General features: G+C 65.4%; 20 protein-coding genes. 16 read left to right on the top strand and 4 right to left on the bottom strand.

Annotated elements, in window-relative coordinates; genetic code table 11:
• The first annotated feature begins 49 nt into the window (after positions 1 to 49).
• The 16 genes from gpmA (at position 50) to AB2N08_RS12420 (ending at position 16,211) form a co-directional block, all read left to right on the top strand.
• A complete protein-coding gene (gene gpmA, locus AB2N08_RS12495; protein WP_367610974.1) occupies positions 50 to 796 on the top strand; it encodes a 2,3-diphosphoglycerate-dependent phosphoglycerate mutase in 747 nt (248 codons plus the stop codon).
• Positions 797 to 815: 19 nt separating this feature from the next.
• Positions 816 to 2,300 (top strand): murein hydrolase activator EnvC family protein, encoded by a 1,485-nt coding sequence (locus tag AB2N08_RS12490; RefSeq protein WP_367611111.1) that lies wholly within the window; start codon positions 816 to 818, stop codon positions 2,298 to 2,300.
• 18 nt (positions 2,301 to 2,318) lie between these two features.
• A complete protein-coding gene (locus AB2N08_RS12485) occupies positions 2,319 to 3,797 on the top strand; it encodes a S41 family peptidase (RefSeq protein ID WP_367610973.1) in 1,479 nt (492 codons plus the stop codon).
• Positions 3,798 to 3,962: 165 nt separating this feature from the next.
• On the top strand, positions 3,963 to 4,739 hold the full coding sequence (locus AB2N08_RS12480; RefSeq protein WP_367610972.1) for a HesA/MoeB/ThiF family protein: 777 nt from the start codon (positions 3,963 to 3,965) through the stop codon (positions 4,737 to 4,739).
• A 140-nt stretch (positions 4,740 to 4,879) separates the two neighbouring features.
• Positions 4,880 to 5,335 (top strand): type II secretion system major pseudopilin GspG, encoded by a 456-nt coding sequence (gene gspG / locus AB2N08_RS12475; RefSeq protein ID WP_367610971.1) that lies wholly within the window; start codon positions 4,880 to 4,882, stop codon positions 5,333 to 5,335.
• A gap of 9 nt (positions 5,336 to 5,344) precedes the next feature.
• Positions 5,345 to 5,821 (top strand): GspH/FimT family pseudopilin, encoded by a 477-nt coding sequence (locus AB2N08_RS12470; RefSeq protein WP_367610970.1) that lies wholly within the window; start codon positions 5,345 to 5,347, stop codon positions 5,819 to 5,821.
• Complete coding sequence (gene gspI / locus AB2N08_RS12465; protein ID WP_367610969.1) at positions 5,818 to 6,222, top strand: type II secretion system minor pseudopilin GspI; 405 nt, start codon at positions 5,818 to 5,820, stop codon at positions 6,220 to 6,222. Before AB2N08_RS12470 ends, gspI begins: the two co-directional genes overlap by 4 nt.
• Positions 6,219 to 6,884 carry a PulJ/GspJ family protein gene (locus tag AB2N08_RS12460; RefSeq protein WP_367610968.1) on the top strand — a complete coding sequence of 222 codons (666 nt, stop codon included), beginning with the start codon at positions 6,219 to 6,221 and terminating at the stop codon, positions 6,882 to 6,884. The genes gspI and AB2N08_RS12460 overlap by 4 nt, the downstream gene beginning before the upstream one ends.
• Entirely contained in the window at positions 6,884 to 7,870 is a 987-nt protein-coding gene (gene gspK, locus AB2N08_RS12455) for a type II secretion system minor pseudopilin GspK (RefSeq protein WP_367610967.1), read from the top strand. Before AB2N08_RS12460 ends, gspK begins: the two co-directional genes overlap by 1 nt.
• A gap of 17 nt (positions 7,871 to 7,887) precedes the next feature.
• A complete protein-coding gene (gene gspL / locus AB2N08_RS12450) occupies positions 7,888 to 9,105 on the top strand; it encodes a type II secretion system protein GspL (RefSeq protein ID WP_367610966.1) in 1,218 nt (405 codons plus the stop codon).
• Positions 9,102 to 9,620 carry a type II secretion system protein GspM gene (gene gspM / locus AB2N08_RS12445; RefSeq protein WP_367610965.1) on the top strand — a complete coding sequence of 173 codons (519 nt, stop codon included), beginning with the start codon at positions 9,102 to 9,104 and terminating at the stop codon, positions 9,618 to 9,620. Before gspL ends, gspM begins: the two co-directional genes overlap by 4 nt.
• Entirely contained in the window at positions 9,617 to 10,390 is a 774-nt protein-coding gene (gspN, locus tag AB2N08_RS12440) for a type II secretion system protein N (RefSeq protein ID WP_367610964.1), read from the top strand. The genes gspM and gspN overlap by 4 nt, the downstream gene beginning before the upstream one ends.
• Positions 10,390 to 12,801, top strand: a complete 2,412-nt coding sequence (gene gspD / locus AB2N08_RS12435; protein ID WP_367610963.1) for a type II secretion system secretin GspD — start codon at positions 10,390 to 10,392, stop codon at positions 12,799 to 12,801. The genes gspN and gspD overlap by 1 nt, the downstream gene beginning before the upstream one ends.
• A gap of 5 nt (positions 12,802 to 12,806) precedes the next feature.
• Positions 12,807 to 14,228, top strand: coding sequence for a type II secretion system ATPase GspE (gene gspE / locus AB2N08_RS12430; RefSeq protein ID WP_367610962.1), 1,422 nt, complete (start codon positions 12,807 to 12,809; stop codon positions 14,226 to 14,228).
• A gap of 45 nt (positions 14,229 to 14,273) precedes the next feature.
• A complete protein-coding gene (gene gspF, locus AB2N08_RS12425; RefSeq protein ID WP_367610961.1) occupies positions 14,274 to 15,494 on the top strand; it encodes a type II secretion system inner membrane protein GspF in 1,221 nt (406 codons plus the stop codon).
• A gap of 42 nt (positions 15,495 to 15,536) precedes the next feature.
• Positions 15,537 to 16,211 (top strand): hypothetical protein, encoded by a 675-nt coding sequence (locus AB2N08_RS12420; RefSeq protein ID WP_367610960.1) that lies wholly within the window; start codon positions 15,537 to 15,539, stop codon positions 16,209 to 16,211.
• Between the two features lie 7 nt (positions 16,212 to 16,218).
• Here AB2N08_RS12420 and AB2N08_RS12415 read toward each other — a convergent pair whose 3' ends face one another.
• The 4 genes from AB2N08_RS12415 to hslV all read right to left on the bottom strand — a co-directional run bounded on the left by AB2N08_RS12415 (position 16,219) and on the right by hslV (position 19,207).
• The gene (locus AB2N08_RS12415) at positions 16,219 to 16,950 is read right to left on the bottom strand and encodes a helix-turn-helix domain-containing protein (RefSeq protein ID WP_367610959.1); all 732 of its coding nucleotides are present in this window, start codon (positions 16,948 to 16,950) and stop codon (positions 16,219 to 16,221) included.
• A gap of 145 nt (positions 16,951 to 17,095) precedes the next feature.
• Positions 17,096 to 17,299, bottom strand: coding sequence for a hypothetical protein (locus AB2N08_RS12410; protein ID WP_367610958.1), 204 nt, complete (start codon positions 17,297 to 17,299; stop codon positions 17,096 to 17,098).
• A gap of 20 nt (positions 17,300 to 17,319) precedes the next feature.
• Positions 17,320 to 18,657 carry an ATP-dependent protease ATPase subunit HslU gene (gene hslU / locus AB2N08_RS12405; RefSeq protein ID WP_367610957.1) on the bottom strand — a complete coding sequence of 446 codons (1,338 nt, stop codon included), beginning with the start codon at positions 18,655 to 18,657 and terminating at the stop codon, positions 17,320 to 17,322.
• A gap of 13 nt (positions 18,658 to 18,670) precedes the next feature.
• Complete coding sequence (hslV, locus tag AB2N08_RS12400) at positions 18,671 to 19,207, bottom strand: ATP-dependent protease subunit HslV (protein ID WP_367610956.1); 537 nt, start codon at positions 19,205 to 19,207, stop codon at positions 18,671 to 18,673.
• Positions 19,208 to 19,278: the final 71 nt, after the last annotated feature.

Below are 19,278 nucleotides of genomic sequence, written 5' to 3'. Positions count from 1 at the left end.
ATAGATGCTGGACCGGATATCAACCAGAAATTTTGCGAAAAGAGCTTACATGTACAAAATCGTATTCATGCGCCATGGCGAATCGACCTGGAACCTCGAAAACCGCTTCACCGGCTGGGTCGACGTCGACCTGACCGCCAAGGGCGTGGCCGAAGCGAAAGCCGCCGGTCGCGCGCTCAAGGATGCCGGTTTCACGTTCGACCTGGCCTACACCTCGGTGCTCAAGCGCGCGATCCGCACGCTGTGGCTGGCAATGGACGAAATGGACACGATGTACTTGCCGGTCAAGAATGACTGGCGCCTGAACGAGCGTCACTACGGCGCGCTGCAGGGCCTGGATAAAGGCGAGACCGCCGCCAAGTTCGGCGACGAGCAAGTGCTGGTGTGGCGCCGCAGCTATGACACGCCGCCGCCGGCCCTTGAAAAAGACGATCCGCGCACCTCGTTCAGCGACCCGCGCTACGCCAGCCTCGACCAGTCGCAGATTCCGCTGACCGAATGCCTGAAAGACACCGTGGCGCGCGTGATGCCGGCCTGGAACGACGACATCGCACCAGCGATCCGCGCCGGCAAGAACATCCTGATCTCGGCCCACGGCAACAGCCTGCGCGCCATCATCAAGATGCTCGACAACATCAGCGACGCCGACATCGTGGGTCTGAACATCCCGAACGGCCAGCCGCTCGTGTACGAACTCGACGCCGACCTCAAGCCAATCAAGCACTACTACCTGGGCGACCAGGCAGCGATTGCCGCCGCCATGGCAGCGGTCGCGAATCAAGGGAAGGCGAAGTAATCTTTTGCGCTTGCCAACCATGAAGGGCGCCGGCAGTGCGCTACTGAGCGCCTTGCTGGCGGTCGCGCTGTCCGGCGCATTCGCGTCGGACGCCTGGGCCCAGCGCCAGACCGAGCGCAGCCGTCAGAAAGTGGCGGCCGAGAAGCAGCGCGCCGGCATCCAGCAACAGCTGGCGGCGATCAAGCGCGACATCAACCAGACTGAAAGCGCCAAGGAAGACGCGGCCGACACGCTGGCCGAGTCCGAGGCCGCCATTTCCGACGCCAACCGCGCGCTGCGCGACTTGTCCGAAGAACAGGATTCCACGGCCACCCGCCTGCAAGAGCTGGCCAACCAGCAAGCGCAATTGGCGCAGACCATCCGCGCCCAGCAACAGCAGCTGGCCAGGCTGCTGCGCGAGCACTATGTGGCTGGCAACGAAGACCGCATCAAGCTGCTGCTGTCGGGCGACAATCCGAACCGCATCAGCCGCGACCTGCAATTGATGGCGTATGTCTCTCAGGCCCAGGCGCGCCTGCTGGACGCGGTGCGCAGCAATCTGGCGCAGGTCGAGGCCAACCGCGACAAGGTGGAAAACGCCCAGCAAGAGCTGGAAGAAATCGCCCAGGAGCAGCTCGACCAGAAGAACACGCTCGAGAAAGAAAAGGCGCGCCGTGCCGCGCTGCTCGGCACGCTGTCGAGCAAGCTGGCCGACCAGCGCAAGCAGGCCGACCGCCTGAAAGGCGACGAAGAACGCATGTCGGGCCTGGTCGATCGCCTGGCGCGCCTGATCCGCGAACAGGCCGAAGCCGAGCGCAAACGCCAGGTGGCGGCCGCTGCCGCCGCTGCCGCGAGGGCAAAAGCCAAGGCCGAGGCCGAAGAAAAAGCCCGCGTGCTGGCAGTGGCGCGCGCCAAGGCCGCGGCCGAGCGGCGGGCCGAACGCGAACGCGAACGTGAACGCATCGCGCGCCAGAATGCGGCTGCCAAGCCAGGCGTCAAACCCGAGCCGATGCCCGAGCCGATCAAGGAGGCGCCGCTCGTGGTCGAGCAGCCGCGCCCAGTGGAAACGCGGCCTGAACCGACGCCGGCGCCGGCGCCGGAAGTGCTGCTCGGTCCGGCAGCACCGGCCGGCTCGTTCACCAGCCTCAAGGGCCGCATGGGCAGCCCGATCAATGGCAGCGTGGTGGCGCGCTTCGGCACCCGCCGAGGCGATGGGCCGAACTGGAAAGGCACCTTCTTCAAGGCGCCGGAAGGCACCGAAGTGCGCGCCGTGGCCCCGGGCCGTGTCGTGCATGCCGACTGGATGCGTGGCTTCGGCAACCTGATCATCATCGACCACGGCGGCGAGTACCTGTCGATCTACGGCTACAACCAGGCGCTGCTCAAACGCCCCGGCGACAGCGTGCGCGCGGGCGAGGCGATCGCCAGCGCGGGCAACACCGGTGGTAACGAAGAATCGGGGCTATACTTTGAACTCAGGCGTAATGGCAAGGCGTTCGACCCGGCAGGCTGGGTCCGGTTCTAGGTTCACCACAGGGCATACATGGGCATGAAAGCAAAAGGGGTCGGGCTGGTCGGCGTGGGCATGCTGCTGGGTGCCGCGGCATCGTTCCAGCTCTCCGCGCATGCACAAAAAGCCGGCAGCGCCACGTCGTTGCCACTGGACGAGCTGCGCCAATTGGCCGATGTGTATGGCCTGATCAAGACCGATTACGTCGAGCCGGTCGAAGACAAGAAATTGCTCACCGAAGCCATCGGCGGCATGGTCGCCTCGCTCGACCCGCATTCCGTCTATCTCGACCAGAAAGCGTTTCGCGACATGCGCGAAGCGGTGCAGGGCAAGTTCGTCGGCGTGGGCGTCGAAATCTCGAACGAAGACGGCTATATCAAGGTTGTCTCGCCCATTGAAGACACGCCCGCGTTCAAGGCCGGCATCAAGTCGGGCGACCTGATCACCCGGATCGACAATGTCCCCGTGCGCAATATGTCGTCCGACGACGCCATCAAGCGCATGCGCGGCAAGGTCGGCAGCAAGGTCACGCTTACCATTGCCCGGCCCGGCGACGACAAGCCGTGGGTCGTGCCGCTGGACCGCCGCGAAATCAAGGTCGTCAGCGTCAAGGCCAAGGTGATCGAGCCCGGCTACGCCTGGCTGCGCATCAGCCAGTTCCAGGAAAACACCCTCGACGAGCTGGCCAAGAAAACCAGGGAACTGTATGCCGAGCAACCGGACATCAAGGGCCTGGTGCTCGATCTGCGCAACGATCCGGGCGGCTTGCTGCCAGGCGCCATCGGCGTCACGGCGGCGTTCCTGCCCCAGGCCGATCAAGTGATTGTCAGCACCAAAGGGCAATTGCCCGATTCGAACCAGTCGTTCTACGGACGGCGCGAATTCTATGCTCAGCAGGGCGATCCGCTGGCCGGTCTGCCAGCCGGTCTCAAGACGGTGCCGATGGTGGTGCTGGTCAATGGCGGCTCGGCATCGGCCTCTGAAATCGTGGCCGGTGCGCTGCAGGATTACCAGCGCGCGATCGTGATGGGCAGCCGCACGTTCGGCAAGGGTTCGGTGCAGACGCTGCGCCAGTTGTCGACCGATACCGCGATCAAGCTGACCACGGCGCGCTATTACACGCCGAAAGGGCGGCCGATCCAGGCCACGGGCGTGCAGCCCGACCTGCGCGTGGACGAAACGGCCGAGGGCGACCTGCTCAACGCCTTGCGCGTGCGCGAATCGGATCTGCAGCGGCATCTGGTGGCCGAAGGCGAAAAGCCGGACACCGCTGCCAAGGATCAGGCGGCAAGCCTGGCACAGCAACAGCGCGCGCTGGCGCTGCTGAAAGACCGCAAGCCGCTCGAGTTCGGCGGCAAGGACGATTTTCAGCTGGCCCAGGCGATCAATCACTTCAAGGGCATCAAAGTGGTGCTGGCGAAAGGCGAGCCGACGGAAGACAAGCCTGCGCCGGCGTCATTGCCGGGGGCGGAGCACAAGCCGCCAGAGTTGCATGCGCCGGCGAAGAAATGATGGCGGGGTGATGTGGGGTGTATTTGGATTCCCGCCTGCGCGGGAACGACGTTGGTTGATGGTGGTCAGTGAGCAAGGAGGGGGCAACTCCGGCCACGTCACTCGGCACGTCGTTCCCGCGAAGGCGGGAACCCCAGTCCGTAGCACACCCCGCGCCTGAACCCCATGAACGACACCCAACTGCTGCGCTACTCGCGCCACATCCTGCTCGACGATATCGGCATCGAAGGCCAGCAACGCCTGCTCGACGCCCACGTCGTCATCATTGGCGCCGGCGGCCTCGGTTCGCCCGCCGCGCTGTACCTGGCGTCCAGCGGCATCGGCCACATCACGCTGGTCGACGACGACGTGGTCGACCTGACCAACCTGCAGCGCCAGGTCATGCACACGACGGAGCGCATTGGCCAGCCCAAGGTCGACTCGGGCCGCGCGGCCCTGCTGGCAATCAACCCTGACATCACCGTCTCCACCTTGCGCGAACGCGCCGGTCCCGAACGCTTGCTGGAACTCGCGCGCGCCGCCACGGTCGTACTCGATTGTAGCGACAACTTCGCCACCCGCCACGCCGTTAACCGCGCCTGCGTGGCGGCCGGCACGCCGCTGGTCTCGGGCGCCGTGATTCGTTTTGACGGCCAGCTGGCCGTGTTCGACGCGCGCCGCCCGGCAGCGCCGTGCTACGCCTGCCTGTTCCCGGAGGAGAGTGGCTTCGAAGACGTGGCCTGCAGCACCATGGGCGTGTTCGCGCCGCTGGTCGGTGTCGTCGGTGCGGTCCAGGCCGCCGAAGCGATGAAACTCATCATGGCCATCGGCCAGCCGCTCGTCGGCCGTCTCTTGATGCTGGACGGTAAGCACATGGAATGGACCGCCATCGGCGTGGCGCGCAATCCGGCTTGCCCGGTGTGCGCCGCGCGCCATGGTGGGAGCGGCAACACTGTTGATTAGGTGCGTCTTAACGCCCGTCGTCAAACGTGGCGCGCGGGTGAACGTGACATACAATTGCGTACTTTTCACCGGTACGCTTGTCATATTTCGGGCTTATACTGTTCCGGTTCCATCGATTCCCTTGTCCTCACACAAAGCTTATGAATTTTCAACGTACTCAGCGCAATGCGCGCAGCACAGGTCGTGCACGCGGTTTTACCCTGGTCGAGATCATGGTGGTCGTGGTCATCATCGGCATCCTTGGCGCGCTGGTCGTGCCCAAGCTGCTGGGCCGTACCGGTGAATCGCGCGTCACGGCCGCCAAGGTCGACATCGCCACCATGATGCAGGCGCTCAAGCTCTACAAGCTCGACAACCAGCGCTACCCGACCACCGAGCAGGGCCTGATCGCCCTGACCACCAAGCCGACCTCGGGCCCATCGGCCAATGGCTGGAAAGAAGGCGGCTACATCGAGAAGCTGCCGAAAGACCCATGGGGTAACGCCTACCAATACCTGTCGCCGGGCGTGAAAGGCGAGATCGACGTGTTCTCGTACGGCGCCGACGGGCAGCCCGGTGGCGCCGGTGAAGACACCGACGTCGGTTCCTGGGAATAAGTCATCGCCATGCCGGCCCGGCGCGTACCGCGCACACGCGGCTTCACCCTGGTGGAGCTGCTGGTCGTGATGGTCATCATCGGCCTCACGCTGGGCATGGCCACGCTCAACGCCATCCCGAGTCCGCGCCAGGATCTCGAGAAAGAAGCGCAGCGCCTGGCGCTGCTGCTGCAACTGGCGCGCGATGAAGCGATCGTGCGCAATCGCCTGGTCGCGTTCGAGGCCAATGGCGAGCACTACCGTTTCATGGTGCGCGGCGACGCCGGCTGGGAGCCCGTCACGCGCGACGACCTGCTGCGCGAGCGCGGATTCAAGAACGCACCGCTGCAACTGATCCTGCAGCCGACCGGCACCGGCAACCCGGACATGCTGCGCATCACGTTCGGCCGCGAGCCGGTCGACCGGCCGTTCGTGCTGACGCTGGCAAAAGGCGGCAACACGGTCGCGATCCGCGCCGACGGCGTCGGCCACTTCACTGTCGAATGACCTATTTCGCCACCATGCGCCGCCCGTTTCGTCCTGCCGCCGGTTTTACCCTGCTCGAAGTGCTGGTGGCGCTCGTCATCGTCGGCACCGCGCTGGCCGCCGGCCTGCGCGCAGTCGGCAGCCTGACATCGAACAGCCAGGGTCTGCGCGCCTCGATGATGGCGACCTGGTCGGCCGAGAACCGGCTGGTGCAGATTCGCCTCGGCCGCGAGTTCCCCGAAGTGGGCAAGCGCAGCTTTCCGTGTCCGCAAGGCGGCCTGAACCTGATGTGCGAAGAAGAAGTGCTGACCAGCCCGAATCCGCTGTTGCGCAGGATCGAAGTGTCGGTGTTCGACGTCGATAATCCCGGTCGCCGCATTGTCAAACTGATTCAACTGGTTTTGAGGCCATCCCCGGTATGACATGGATCCCAAGCGGCAGGCCGCGCGCTGCGGGCTTTACCCTGGTCGAGCTGCTGGTGGCGATCGCCATCCTCGCCATGGTGGCCGTGCTCGGCTGGCGCGGGCTGGACGGCATCGTCCGCGCCCGCGTGGCGCTCACTGCCGACATGGAAACCACGCGCGGCATGCAGTTGGCCTTTGCCCAGATGGAAAACGATTGCGAGCATGCGGCTGGCACCGACATCATGGCCGGCCGTCCCTCGCTGCTGTGGGATACCGACCGCCTGACCCTCGTGCGCAAGGTGTTTGTCGAAAATGAACCGTCGCGTCTGCAAGTGGTGAGCTACCGCGTGGTGGCCGGGCAACTGGTACGGCGCGAGTCGCCCGGCACGCGCGACCTGATCCAGATCGAGCAGCTGTGGCAAGCCATCGCGTCCGATGCGGCGGCCGACAATTCGCCGTCCGTCGTGCTGCAGGTCGGCGTGGTCGGCATGCAGGTGCAGGGCTGGCAAAACAATGTCTGGCGCAATGAACCCACCGCCGTGGGCGGCGCGCCGGCGGATCCTACAACTACCGAGCCGCCCGCCAAGAGCGCGCTGGAACCGACCGGCGTGCAGGTGGCCCTGAGCGTGCAGGGCTTGGCCCAGCCGATGGTCAAGGCCTTCCTGCTGGGGGGCACCTGATGCACGGGCCACAATCGCTACTCGCGCGCCAGCGCGGCGTCGCCGTGGTCACCGCCATGCTCTTGACCACGCTGGCCATCTCGATTGTCGCCAGCCTGTTCTGGCAGCAGCAGGTGCAGGTGCGCTCGATGGAAAACCAGCGCCTGCAATCGCAGACCAAGTGGATCCAGCGCGGCGCGCTCGACTGGGCCAGCGTGATTTTGCGCGTCAATAATAATAGCAACTACACATCGCTCGACCAGGTCTGGGCCACGCCGCTGGCCGACACCCGGCTCGACCAGTACATCGAACGTGAGCGGGTACAGGGCGAAAACTTCAATGCGTCGCTGTCGGGGCAGGTTTTGGACGCCACGGCGCGTTACAATCTGAACAATCTGGCGAAGGGCGGCAAGGTTGAACTGACCCAGGTGGAAGTGATGCGCAGTTTGCTGACCAATCTGCGGCTCGAGGCGCGGCTGGCGCGCCCGATCGCCGATTTCGTCGCTGCCGGCCAGCAGTTGGCCGCCGTGCCGGAACGGGACGACACGGGCACGACAGCGGTGGCCCAGCCACGGCGCAGCGGTGCGCCCATGCGGCTGGAGCGGGTTGACGATCTGCTGATGGTGCCGGGTCTCAAGCCCGAAGCGGTCGAGCGCCTGCGCCCGTTCGTGATCGTACTGCCGTCATCGGATACGAATGTGAACGTGAATACCGCGTCGCCCGAAGTATTGGCCGCCGTGTTGCCGGGCAGCTCGCTGTCCGAAGCGAATACGCTCATCGCGCAGCGCCAGCGGGCGCCGTGGCTCGACGTGGCGAACTTCAAATTGACATGGAAGGGCGGGCAAGCGGATATCGAACCAAAAATTGCCACCAAGAGCACGTATTTCCTGGTGCAGAGCCGGATCCGGCTCGACCGCGCCGCACTGGACGCCGAATCGCTCGTGCTGGTCGGTGGCAACCTGGTCAATCCCAATAGCGTGACCGTCGTCTGGACCCGCCAGAACTGAGAAGAAAGCGAGACAGTTTGAGTACTCTTTATATCCGGCATCCGGCACGCAGCCAGGGCGAAGGCGCCCTGTGCCGTTTCGCGCTGGTCGGCGACAACGGCGCCATCGGCCAGCAGGGCGAGGGCGTGCTGCGCAATCTGGGCGACGTCGTGGCCGCCAGCCGCCGCGTGGTGCTGGTGCTGGCCGCCAGCGACGTCACGTTGCTGTCGGTGCAGGCCCCGCCGCTGGCCGGCGCGCGCCTGCGCGCGGCGCTGCCGTCCCTCGTCGAAGAACATATCCTGGGCGACCCGCTCGATTGCGTGCTGGTGGCCGGCCCGGTGCAGCCCGATGGCCGCCGGCCGGTGGCCGTGGTGCAGCAAGCCTGGCTCGCGCCGCTCGTGCGCGCGCTGCTCGCGCTCGGTGCCCGCCAGATCGCCGCCGTCCCCGAGCAACTGTGCCTGCCGCTGCATCCGGGCAGCGTCAGCGCCGCCGTCGGCAACGGCGAACTGATCCTGCGCCAGAGCCAGTACGACGGCATGGGCCTGGCGCTCGACGGCAGCCCGGTGATGGCCCTGCAAACGGCGCGGGCGCTGTCGGGCGATGCGCCGCTGGTGCTGTATGTCGAGCGTGACCAGCTCGGCGAATACAACGCGCTGGTGGCCGAAGCCGGCCCCGGCATCACCCTCGAAAGCGATGACTGGGCGCACTGGATCGCCGGCGCCAAGGGCAGCACCGGCCCCGTGCTCGACCTGGTGCCGGGCCTGGGCACGGCCGGTGTTGCGCAGCGCGACTGGCGGCGCTGGCGCTGGCCGATCCGTCTGGCAGTGGCGGCGCTGGCCATCAACCTGATCGGCCTGAATGTCGAGTGGCTGGGTCTGAAGCGCGAAGCCGATGCCGTGCGCCTGCAGATGAGCCAAACGTTCCGTTCGGTGTATCCGAACCAGCCGGCCATCGATCCTGTCGCGCAAATGCGCCAGAACATTGATCGCGCCAAGGCCGGCAGCGGCCAGGTGGCGGGCAACGAATTCAACTGGATGGCCGCCGCGCTCGGCGAAGCGACACGCAGTCTGGGCGTTGCGCCTGCGATTGCATCAATCGAATACCGCGAACGCGCGCTCACCGTGCGCGTCAAACCAGAGTCAACCAATCCTGGCATGGCCGACCAGCTCCGGTCGTCCCTGTCATCACGTAATCTCAGCCTGGAGTCGCCCGACGCGACCACCTGGCTGATCCGCAGCACAGGAGCCAAGCCATGAGCGTCGTCGGCAAACTGAGCGGCTTGCGCGAGCGCGTGGGCGGCTACTGGATCGCGCGCACCGCGCAAGAACGCAAGTTCCTGCTCGTCGGTGGCGGCGTGGTGGCGCTGGCGCTGTTGTACCTGGTGCTGCTCGAACCGGCATTAACTGGCCGCGAACAATTGCGCCGCTCGCTGCCCGAACTGCGCCAGCAAGCCGCGCAGCTCGACGCGCTGGCGGCCGAGGCGCGCGCTGTCGCGGCCCAGCCGGCGCCGGCCGTCGTGCCAGTCACGCGCGAAGCGCTGGCTGCCAGCATGGCCGCCAGCGGGCTCAATCCCGCATCGCTGTCGGTCAGCGGCGAATACACCAAGGTACAACTCAATGGCGTGTCGTTCGCAAACCTGATGGGCTGGCTCGACGCGCAGCGCCGCGACAGCCGCCTGCTGGTGCAAGACGCGCAATTTACCGCCAAGGATGCCCTCGGCCAGGTCGATGCCACGCTCACGCTGCGTCAAAGCAGCGAGCCGGCCGCATGAGGCGGGTGCTGACGTGGGGCCTGCTGGTCGTTCTGGCGGTGGTGGCAACGGTTGTGGCGTTCTTGCCGGCGGCCTGGCTGGGCCCCATGGTCGAACGCCAGACCGGCGGTCGATTGACGCTGGGAGATGCGCAGGGTACGCTTTGGCGCGGCTCGGCCTTTATCGGCGGGGCGCCGGGCGAGGGTGGTGCGGTCACGCCATTGCTGCCAGGCCGTTTCAACTGGACCTTGTCGCCGCTGGTGGTGCTGGGCCAGGTAAGCATGACGCTCGAGAATACGCAGGCGCTGGCCAATCCGGTACGCGTGCAGGGCAGCTGGTCGCAGTGGCAAGTCAATGCCGGCGAACTGTTGTTGCCGGCCGAAGGCTTGTCGGGCCTGGGCGCGCCGCTCAACACACTGGCGCCGAGCGGGCGCATCCGGCTTTCATGGAACACGCTTGACCTGCTGCGCCAGCAAAACATCGTGACGCTGCAGGGTCGCACCACGCTGTCGATGAGCGATATGGGTTCGCGCATGTCGCCCGTCAAGCCGCTTGGCAGCTACGAAATGATCATGGACTGGCGCGGACCGCAGGCCGACCTGACGCTGCGTACCGTGCGCGGCGCCCTGCTGCTGTCGGGCACGGGTGCATTGCAGAACGGCCGCCTGCGCTTTTCAGGCCAGGCAGCGGCCGCCGATGGCTATGAAGACACTCTGGGAACCATGTTGAATCTGCTGGGACAGCGCCGGATGGTGAACGGCAAAAACGTAATCGCACTCGAGTTCAGATAATGAAGAAAACAGACCACACCACCTTCGCGCACCTCGAACTTCCGGCCCTGCGCCGCCTTGCCGCCGGCGCCATGCTGTGCTGCGCCGCTACCATCGTCGCCTTGCCGTTGCCGGCGCTTGCGCAAGAGACCGCGAACGCCGCAGCGCTCAGCTTCGTCAATGCCGACATCGAATCGGTGATCAAGGCGATCGGCCACTACACCGGCATGACCTTCATCATCGACCCACGCGTCAAGGGCACGCTCACGCTGGTGTCCGAAAAGTCGCTGAGCAAGAGCGAAGCGTTCGGCCTGCTCACCTCGACCCTGCGCCTGCAGGGCTTCGCGGTGGTCACCAGCGGTGACGGCTATGCCAAGGTCGTGCCCGAAGCCGAGGCCAAGCTGCAATCGTCGCCGACCCAAGTGGGCGGGGTGCGCTCCAGCAAGGCCACCGGCGACCAGATCGCGACCCAGGTGTTCTACCTGTCGTACGAGTCGGCCGCCAACCTTACCGCCGTGCTGCGTCCGCTGATCTCGCCGAACAACTCGATCATGGCCAACCCGGGCAACAACACGCTGGTCGTCACCGACTACGCCGATAACCTGCGCCGCCTGGCGCGCATCATCGCCGCGCTCGACGCGCCGGTGGCGGCCGAGCTCGACGTGATCCCGATCCGCAACGCCATCGCCAGCGATATCGCGCAACTCGTCACGCGCCTGATGGAGCCGGCCGCGGGCGGTGACTCGGGCCGCGTCACGGTGCTGGCCGATCCGCGCACCAATGCCGTCATTGTGCGTGCGCCGTCGCAGGCCCGCGCCAACCTGGCCAAGAGCCTGATTGCGCGCCTCGACCAAGAGAGCTCGAGCCGCGGCAATATCCACGTCGTGTACCTGAAAAACGCCGACGCCAGCCGCGTGGCGCAAACGCTGCGCGCCGTCGTCTCGCAAGACGCGTCGGCCGTGCCGGTACAGCAGCAGGGCACATCGGGCAGCTCGATCACGTCGGCCACCGGCAGCGGCCAGAGCGGCGCCGGCGGCCTGGGTGGCCAGCAGGGCCAGCAGAGCAGCACCGGCATGGGCGGCACCGGCAATACCTTCGGCCAGCAAAGCCAGCTGACCGCCAACGCGGGCGGCGCCGGCGGCGGCCAGGGTTCCGGCTTCATCCAGGCCGACGCCTCGACCAACAGCCTGATCATCACCGCGCCCGATGCCGTGTATCGCAACCTGCGCTCGGTCATCGACCAGCTCGACGTGCGCCGCGCCCAAGTGTATATCGAGGCGCTGGTGGTCGAAGTCACGTCCAACAAGGCGTCCGAATTCGGCGTGCAATGGGTCGGCGCCACCGGCGACTCCGACAGCAAATACCGCTTTGGCGGCGTGCAGAACTACAGCGGCGGCGGCTCGAACAGCAGCATTGTCAACCTGGCGCTGGCCGCCAGCCAGGGCAGCAGCGCAACGACGGTGCCGAGTATCGCGACCGGCCTGACCTTCGGCCTGTTCCGCCAGGTCGGTGGCGAGCTCGGCCTGGGGGCTGTCGCCCGCGCGCTCGAAAACGATGGCAACGCCAACATCCTGTCGACGCCAAACCTGATCACGCTCGACAACGAACTGGCCACCATCAAGGTCGGCCAGAACGTGCCGATCATCACCGGTTCGTACACCACATCGGGCAACAACAGTGGCAACCCGTTCCAGACGGTCGACCGGCAAGACGTCGGCCTGCTGCTGAAAGTGCGCCCGCAAATCTCGGAAGGCGGCACCATCAAGATGGCCATCTACCACGAGAATTCGAGCGTCGATGCGTCCACCCGCAACCTGGCCTCGGGCCTGACGACCAATGTGCGCGCCATCGAAAGCAATGTGCTGGCCGACGATGGCCAGATCATCGTGCTGGGCGGCCTGATCGAAGACACCGAGGGCGATGGCGAAGAAAAAGTGCGCGGCCTGGGCGATATCCCGGTGATCGGCAACCTGTTCAAGTACCGCACGCGCACGCGCAACAAGACCAACCTGATGGTGTTCCTGCGCCCGGTCGTGGTGCGCAGCAAGGATGCGTCGAATTCGATCGCGATGGACCGCTACGAATTCATGCGCGCCGCCGGCGCTGCCGGCCAGCCCGAAAGCTCGCCGCTGCTGCGCGACCTGGGCGCGCCGCTGTTGCCGCCGCTGGTCAACGGTCAACCGCCGGCAGGTGGCGGCATGGCCACGATGCCGGTCCAGACGCCACCACCGGCCAACGCCGCGCCGGGCGCATCGAACGATGGCGCGGCCAACCGGCCAGGCGCATCGCGCCCGGCACCCGTGAGCCCTGCGACAAATCCTGCGGGAACCGGACCGGGCGCCGGCGTGTCTACACCAGCACCGGGCGCCGCATCAGGCACTGCTGTGCCAGCCTCGCAATTTCGCCCGGTGACGCCACCGAACCGGGAGTGAATCTCATGAACAATCTCTTGCCCTACGCTTTCGCCCGTGACCACGTCGTCCTGGCGCGCGGCACTGGCGAGCCGGGCCAGAGCGTCGAAGTGCTGGTCTCCAGCGCCACCGCGCCGGCCGCCATCGCCGAGGTGTCGCGCCGTTTCGGCCGCATCCAGCTGCGCCGCATGGACAAGGACGAGCTCGATACAGTCATTGCCGGCGCGTATGCCGGCGGCGGCAACGACGCCTCGCAGGTCGTCGACGAGTTCGATGCCGACCTCGACCTGACCAAGCTGTTGCAAGACGTCCCGGCCATTGAAGACCTGCTCGAATCGTCCGACGATGCACCGGTGATCCGCATGATCAATGCACTGCTGACACAATCGCTGCGCGAAGGCGCGTCCGACATCCACATCGAACCGTTCGAGCAAACCTCGGTCGTGCGTTTTCGTATCGACGGCGCGCTGCGCGACATCGTGCGCCCGAAAAAGGCGATCCACGCGTCGCTGATCTCGCGGATCAAGATCATGTCGCAGCTCGACATTGCCGAAAAACGCCTGCCGCAAGATGGCCGCATCACGCTGCGCGTGGGCGGCAAGCCGGTCGACGTGCGCGTGTCGACGTTGCCGACCGGCCACGGTGAACGCGCCGTGCTGCGTCTGCTCGATAAAGAAGCAGGGCGCCTCGACCTGTCGCACCTGGGCATGGCCAGCGATCTGCTGCCGCAGTTCGACCGCCTGATCAACCAGCCGCACGGCATCGTGCTCGTCACTGGCCCGACCGGCTCCGGCAAGACCACCACGCTGTATGCGGCACTGTCGCGCCTGAATGCGGCGACGGCCAATATCATGACCGTCGAAGACCCGATCGAGTACGACCTGAACGGCGTCGGCCAGACCCAGGTCAATGCCCGCATCGACATGACGTTCGCGAAAGCCCTGCGCGCCATCCTGCGGCAAGATCCTGACATCATCATGATCGGCGAGATCCGCGACCTGGAAACGGCGCAGATCGCCGTGCAGGCGTCGCTCACCGGTCACCTGGTGCTGGCCACGCTGCACACCAACGATGCGGCCTCGGCCGTGACGCGTCTGCTCGACATGGGCATCGAACCGTTCCTGTTGTCGTCGTCGCTGCTGGGCGTGATGGCGCAGCGTCTCGTGCGTAAACTCTGCTCGCAGTGCAAGACGTTCGACGGCACCACGTGGCACGCGGTCGGTTGCGAACGCTGCGGCCACACCGGTTACCATGGCCGGGTCGGCGTGTACGAGCTGCTCGAAACCACCGACCAGATCCGGGCCCAGATCCACAACCGCGCCTCCGAAGCCGATATTCGCCAGGCCGCGCTTGGCGTCGGCATGAAGACCATGCGCGAAGACGGCGAGCGCTGGCTGCTCGACGGCACCACCACACGGGCCGAAATCGTGCGCGTGACCAAGGACTAAAATGGGCACCGTAACGATGGGAACCGCGAAGTTGAGGATGCATTAATGCCGGCATTTCGTTACGAGGCCGTCGACAGCGGGGGCGCCACCCGCAAAGGCGTGGTCAACGCCGACAGCCCGCGCGCCGCGCGAGCCGACCTGCGCGCGCAGGGCCTCACGCCCCTGAGCGTCGAAGCCATCGCGGCCCAGCTCGACTCAGCCGGCGTGGCCCGTTCGCGCGGCATCGGCGAGCGCCTGTCGCAAAACGAACTGGCCCTGTTCACGCGCCAGCTGGCCAGCCTGCTCGAAGCCGGCCTGCCGCTCGAGCAAGCGTTGTCCGCCTTGCTCGAACAGGCCGAGCGCCCGTACGTGCGCGACCTGGTCGCGTCGATCCGCGCCGAAGTCATCGGCGGCTCGGCATTCTCCACGGCACTGACGCACCACCCGCGCGACTTCGCCGAGATTTACCGCGCCCTGGTCGGCTCGGGCGAGCAAATCGGCCAACTGTCGCGTGTGCTCTCGCGCCTGGCCGACTATATCGAGCGCCGCAACGCCCTCGTGCAAAAGGTACGCCTGGCGTTCACCTATCCGGCGATCGTCACCGTCGTTGCGTTTGCCATTGTGATTTTCTTGCTCACCTACGTGGTGCCGCAGATCGTCTCGGTGTTCGCCAACACCAAGCAAAAGCTGCCGTTCCTCACGGTGGTCATGCTGGCGGTGTCCGACTTCGTGCGGGCGTATGGCATCTATGTCGGCATCCTGCTCGTCGGCGCGTTCTGGCTGTGGCGGCGCGCGCTGCGCAATCCGGTGCTCAAACGGCGCTGGCACACGTGGCTGCTCACCGCGCCCATCTATGGCAAGTTCGAGCGCAGCCTGAACACCGCGCGCTTTGCCAGCACGCTGGCGATCACCACCGGTTCGGGCGTGCCGATTTTGCGCGCGCTCGACACCAGCCGCGAGACACTATCGAACGTGGCGATGGCCGAACTGGTCGAGCAAGCCACGGCCAGCGTGCGCGAAGGCGTGAGCCTGGCGCGCGCGCTATCGGCGCAAAAGCTGTTTCCCCCAATGCTCGTGCACATGATCCGCGCCGGCGAAATCACCGGCGAACTGCCGGCGATGCTCGAGCGCGCCGCCAATTCGCAGCAGGCCGACCTCGAACGCCGCACGCTGACCATCGCCGGCCTGCTCGAGCCGGTCCTGATCCTGGCGATGGGCCTGGTCGTGCTGCTGATCGTGCTGGCGGTGCTGATGCCGATCATTGAAATCAATCAGCTGGTGCAGTAAGTAATCGTGCAGTGATGCCAAGATAGTGATGCGAAAGACACCATGAACAAGCGTTTGCCCCTTCTTTTGAGCCTGCTGGCCCTGATCGTGCTGGCGGCCTCGAGCGCCTATTGGGTGCTGCAGCTGTACAAGCCCGAGCAGCGCCCGCTGGCGGCAGCGCCCATGGCAATGCAGCCCGAGCCAAGTCCCGAAGCTGCGGCAACGCTGTTTGGCGGCCAGCCGACGGTCGCGATTTCCAGTTTTCAATTAACCGGTGTGGTCTCGGCCGGCGCCAACAGCGCCGTGATCCTGGTGGCCGACGGCGCGCCGCCGAAAGCGGTGCGCATCGGCCGCGAAATCGCACCCGGCGTGGTGGTGGCCGAAGTGCATCGGCGCTACGTGATGTTGTCCGACGGCGGCGTGATGAAGCGCGTCGAACTGGCGCCCGATGCCGGCCAGACCAGTTCGATCAGCCAGCCAGAACCGCGCCCGATGCCGCAGCAGCCAGTGGCTGCCGCGCCGATGATGGAGCCGCAGACTTCACCAGGCGTGGTCAATGCGCCGCCGACGATGCAGAGCGCACCGCCGAATTCCAACCCACAAGGGCTGCCAGGAAATACTGCAATGCCGGGCCAACCCCGCGATCCACCGCCAGAGCAAGACAACCCCGGTCAGCAGGGCCAGGTGCAGATGCCACCGAACGCGCCGCCCATGAACGAGAACCGGCCGCTGATGTAACCGCGGCTCAGCGCCGCAATGCCGTAAACGCCGCCAGTTCCCATGACCTGAATCCCAGCAGCAGCGTATGGCCTTTACGCTCGTCGGCCGGCAGGCGCCGGTCGTTGCGGTGCAGGCGCGCCAGCTCCGCCGCCAGTTGGTCGATCTTCAGCGACAGTTCAAGCGCGCTTGCCGGTGACAGCCGTGCTGGCAGGCACAGCAGCGCCTCGCCGGCCCCATCGAAGCGGCCCGAGAAGTAATCGCTCACCACATTCTCGCGGAAGAAATGCTGCACCGGCCCATCCGGCAGCCAGCGGAATGCGTTCGACACGCGCAGCAGGTAGCGGTTCAGCGGTTTGAGTTCAATCAGCCCTAACCGGTCGAGCTCGGCGAGCAGCGTGATGCACTCCGCCTCGGTGAGGTTGTAGGTCTCGATGATCTGTTCGATGCTCCAGTGGCCCAGGCAACAGATCGCCATCAACAGCAAGCGTGGGTTGGCGACAATGGAGCGTTCCTGCGTCAGGCTCAGTGCGTCGAGCTGGGGCCGCGCTTCGATCGCACCGCGCAGCAAGTCTTCCAGCCCGATGCCGGTGGCCTGGCAAATTTCAGCCAGACGCGACAGCGCCATATCCTTTTGCCCGAACATGCGCTTGACGCTCGATTCGCTCACGCCAATGCGCTCGGACAGCGTTTTATACGTGATGCCGGCAGCGCGCAAGCGCATGCGCAGCGCGTCGAGGATCAGATCGGGTGAACTCATTGGCAATCCAGGGAAGATGACGACGGCTGACTTTAACGTTGAATCACGGTGCGGACAAGGCACGTGCGGAGGAATCGGGAGTCGGCCGCCAAAAAAAAGCGGACACCGAAGTGTCCGCAAAGAGTGTATGCACAGAGGCGCCGGCTTAGTCGTCGTCTTCCGCCACCAGCTTGACCTTCTTGAGTGCCTGCTTGGCGGCAGTGCGCTCGCTCGAGAGCGGCTTGGCGTGCGGGCCGGCGGCGCGCGCCTTGGCCAGCGCGGCGATCGGATTGCGCGGCTTGCCGAATTGCTGCGACGGTTCGATTCGCAGCCGCAGTTTCTGCCGCGTCGCCAGTGCCTTGTTAGCCATGCCGTTCTCTCTCAAAAAATTTACAGAACGTAGCGCGACAGGTCTTCGTTGACCGCCAGCGCGTCGAGCCGATCGTTGACAAAGGCCGCATCGATGCGCACCACCTGGTCTTTTTCCGACCCGGCCGTAAACGAAATCTCTTCGAGCAGCTTTTCCATCACCGTGTACAGGCGGCGCGCACCGATATTCTCGGTGCGCTCGTTGACCGAGAAAGCAATCTCGGCCAGGCGATGGATGCCTTCGTCCAGGAACTCGACCTGCACGCCCTCGGTGGCCAGCAGCGCCTGGTATTGCTTGGTCAGGCTGGCGTGGGTGGCCGTCAGGATGCTCTTGAAATCCTCGATCGACAGCGATTCGAGTTCGACGCGAATGGGGAAACGACCCTGCAATTCCGGGATCAGGTCCGACGGCTTGGCCAGGTGGAATGCGCCCGACGCGATGAACAGGATGTGGTCGGTCTTGATCATGCCGTACTTCGTGTTGACGGTCGTGCCTTCGACCAGCGGCAGCAGGTCGCGCTGCACGCCGGCACGCGAGACGTCGGCGCCGCCGTGCTCGGAGCGGGTCGCGATCTTGTCGATCTCGTCCAGGAACACGATGCCGTTCTGCTCGACGTTGGCGATCGCCTTTTGCTTGAGCTCGTCTTCGTTGAGCAGCTTGCCGGCTTCTTCGTCGATCAGGATTTTCATGGCTTCCTGGATCTTGAGCTTGCGCGGCTTCTTGCGGCCACTGTTGGCGCCGGCAAACATCGACTTGATCTGCTCGGTCATTTCTTCCATGCCCGGCGGCGCCATGATTTCCATCTGCGGCGCAGCATCAAGCAACTCGATCTCGATCTCGCGATCGTCGAGCGCGCCTTCGCGCAGGCGCTTGCGGAAGGTCTGGCGCGTGGCGTCGCCCTCTTTGCTGTCGGGTGTGTTGGCGGTATTGAAACCGAAGTCGCGCGCCGGCGGCACCAGGATGTCGATGATGCGGTCTTCGGCGGCATCCTCGGCGCGCTGGCGCACCTTTTTCGCTTCGCTGGCGCGGGTCTGCTTGATGCCGATGTCGATCAGGTCGCGGATGATGGTGTCGACGTCGCGCCCGACATAGCCGACCTCGGTGAACTTGGTGGCCTCGATCTTGATGAACGGCGCATCGGCCAGCTTGGCCAGGCGGCGCGCGATCTCGGTCTTGCCGACGCCGGTCGGGCCGATCATGAGAATGTTTTTGGGCGTGATTTCGTAGCGCAGCGGTTCGTCGACCTGCTGGCGGCGCCAGCGATTACGCAGCGCGATCGCGACGGCCTTCTTGGCCTTGCCCTGGCCGACGACGTGCTTGTCCAGCTCGGAGACGATTTCGGGTGGGGTCATGTTCATGAAACTGTTCATATCAATCCAGGGTCTCGATGATGTGGGACATATTCGTGTAGATGCACAGCTCGCCCGCGATGGTCAGCGCTTTCTTGACCACTTCGGCAGGCGCCATGTCGGTGTTCTCGTACAGCGCCTTGGCGGCCGACTGGGCGTAAATGCCGCCGGAGCCGATCGCGCCGATGCCGTCTTCGGGCTCGAGCACGTCGCCATTGCCGGTGATGATCAGGGTTGTCTCGCGGTCGGCCACGAGCAGCATCGCCTCAAGGCGCCGCAGCACGCGGTCGGTGCGCCAGTCCTTGGCCAGCTCGACCGAGGCGCGCAGCAGGTTGCCCTGGTGCTTTTCAAGTTTGCCCTCGAAGCGATCGAGCAGCGTAAAGGCGTCGGCGGTGCCGCCGGCAAAGCCGCACAAGACCTTGCCCTGATACAGCTTGCGTACCTTGCGGGCCGAGCCCTTCATGACGACGTTGCCGAGCGTGACCTGCCCATCGCCGCCGAGCGCGACCTGATTGCCGCGTCGCACACTGACGATGGTTGTACCGTGAAATTGTTCCATTTTGACCTCGTAATTGTCTGGCTATCAGCAGGTGGGGCCCGTGCGCGGGATTGCAAGTTTATCTCGGCAGG

It is taken from the genome of Massilia aurea, from assembly GCF_040790145.1.
In the GTDB taxonomy this organism is placed as follows: domain Bacteria; phylum Pseudomonadota; class Gammaproteobacteria; order Burkholderiales; family Burkholderiaceae_D; genus Telluria; species Telluria aurea_C.
Note: the sequence above shows the minus strand (reverse complement) of the source record. Positions and strands in the feature narration are given on the sequence as shown.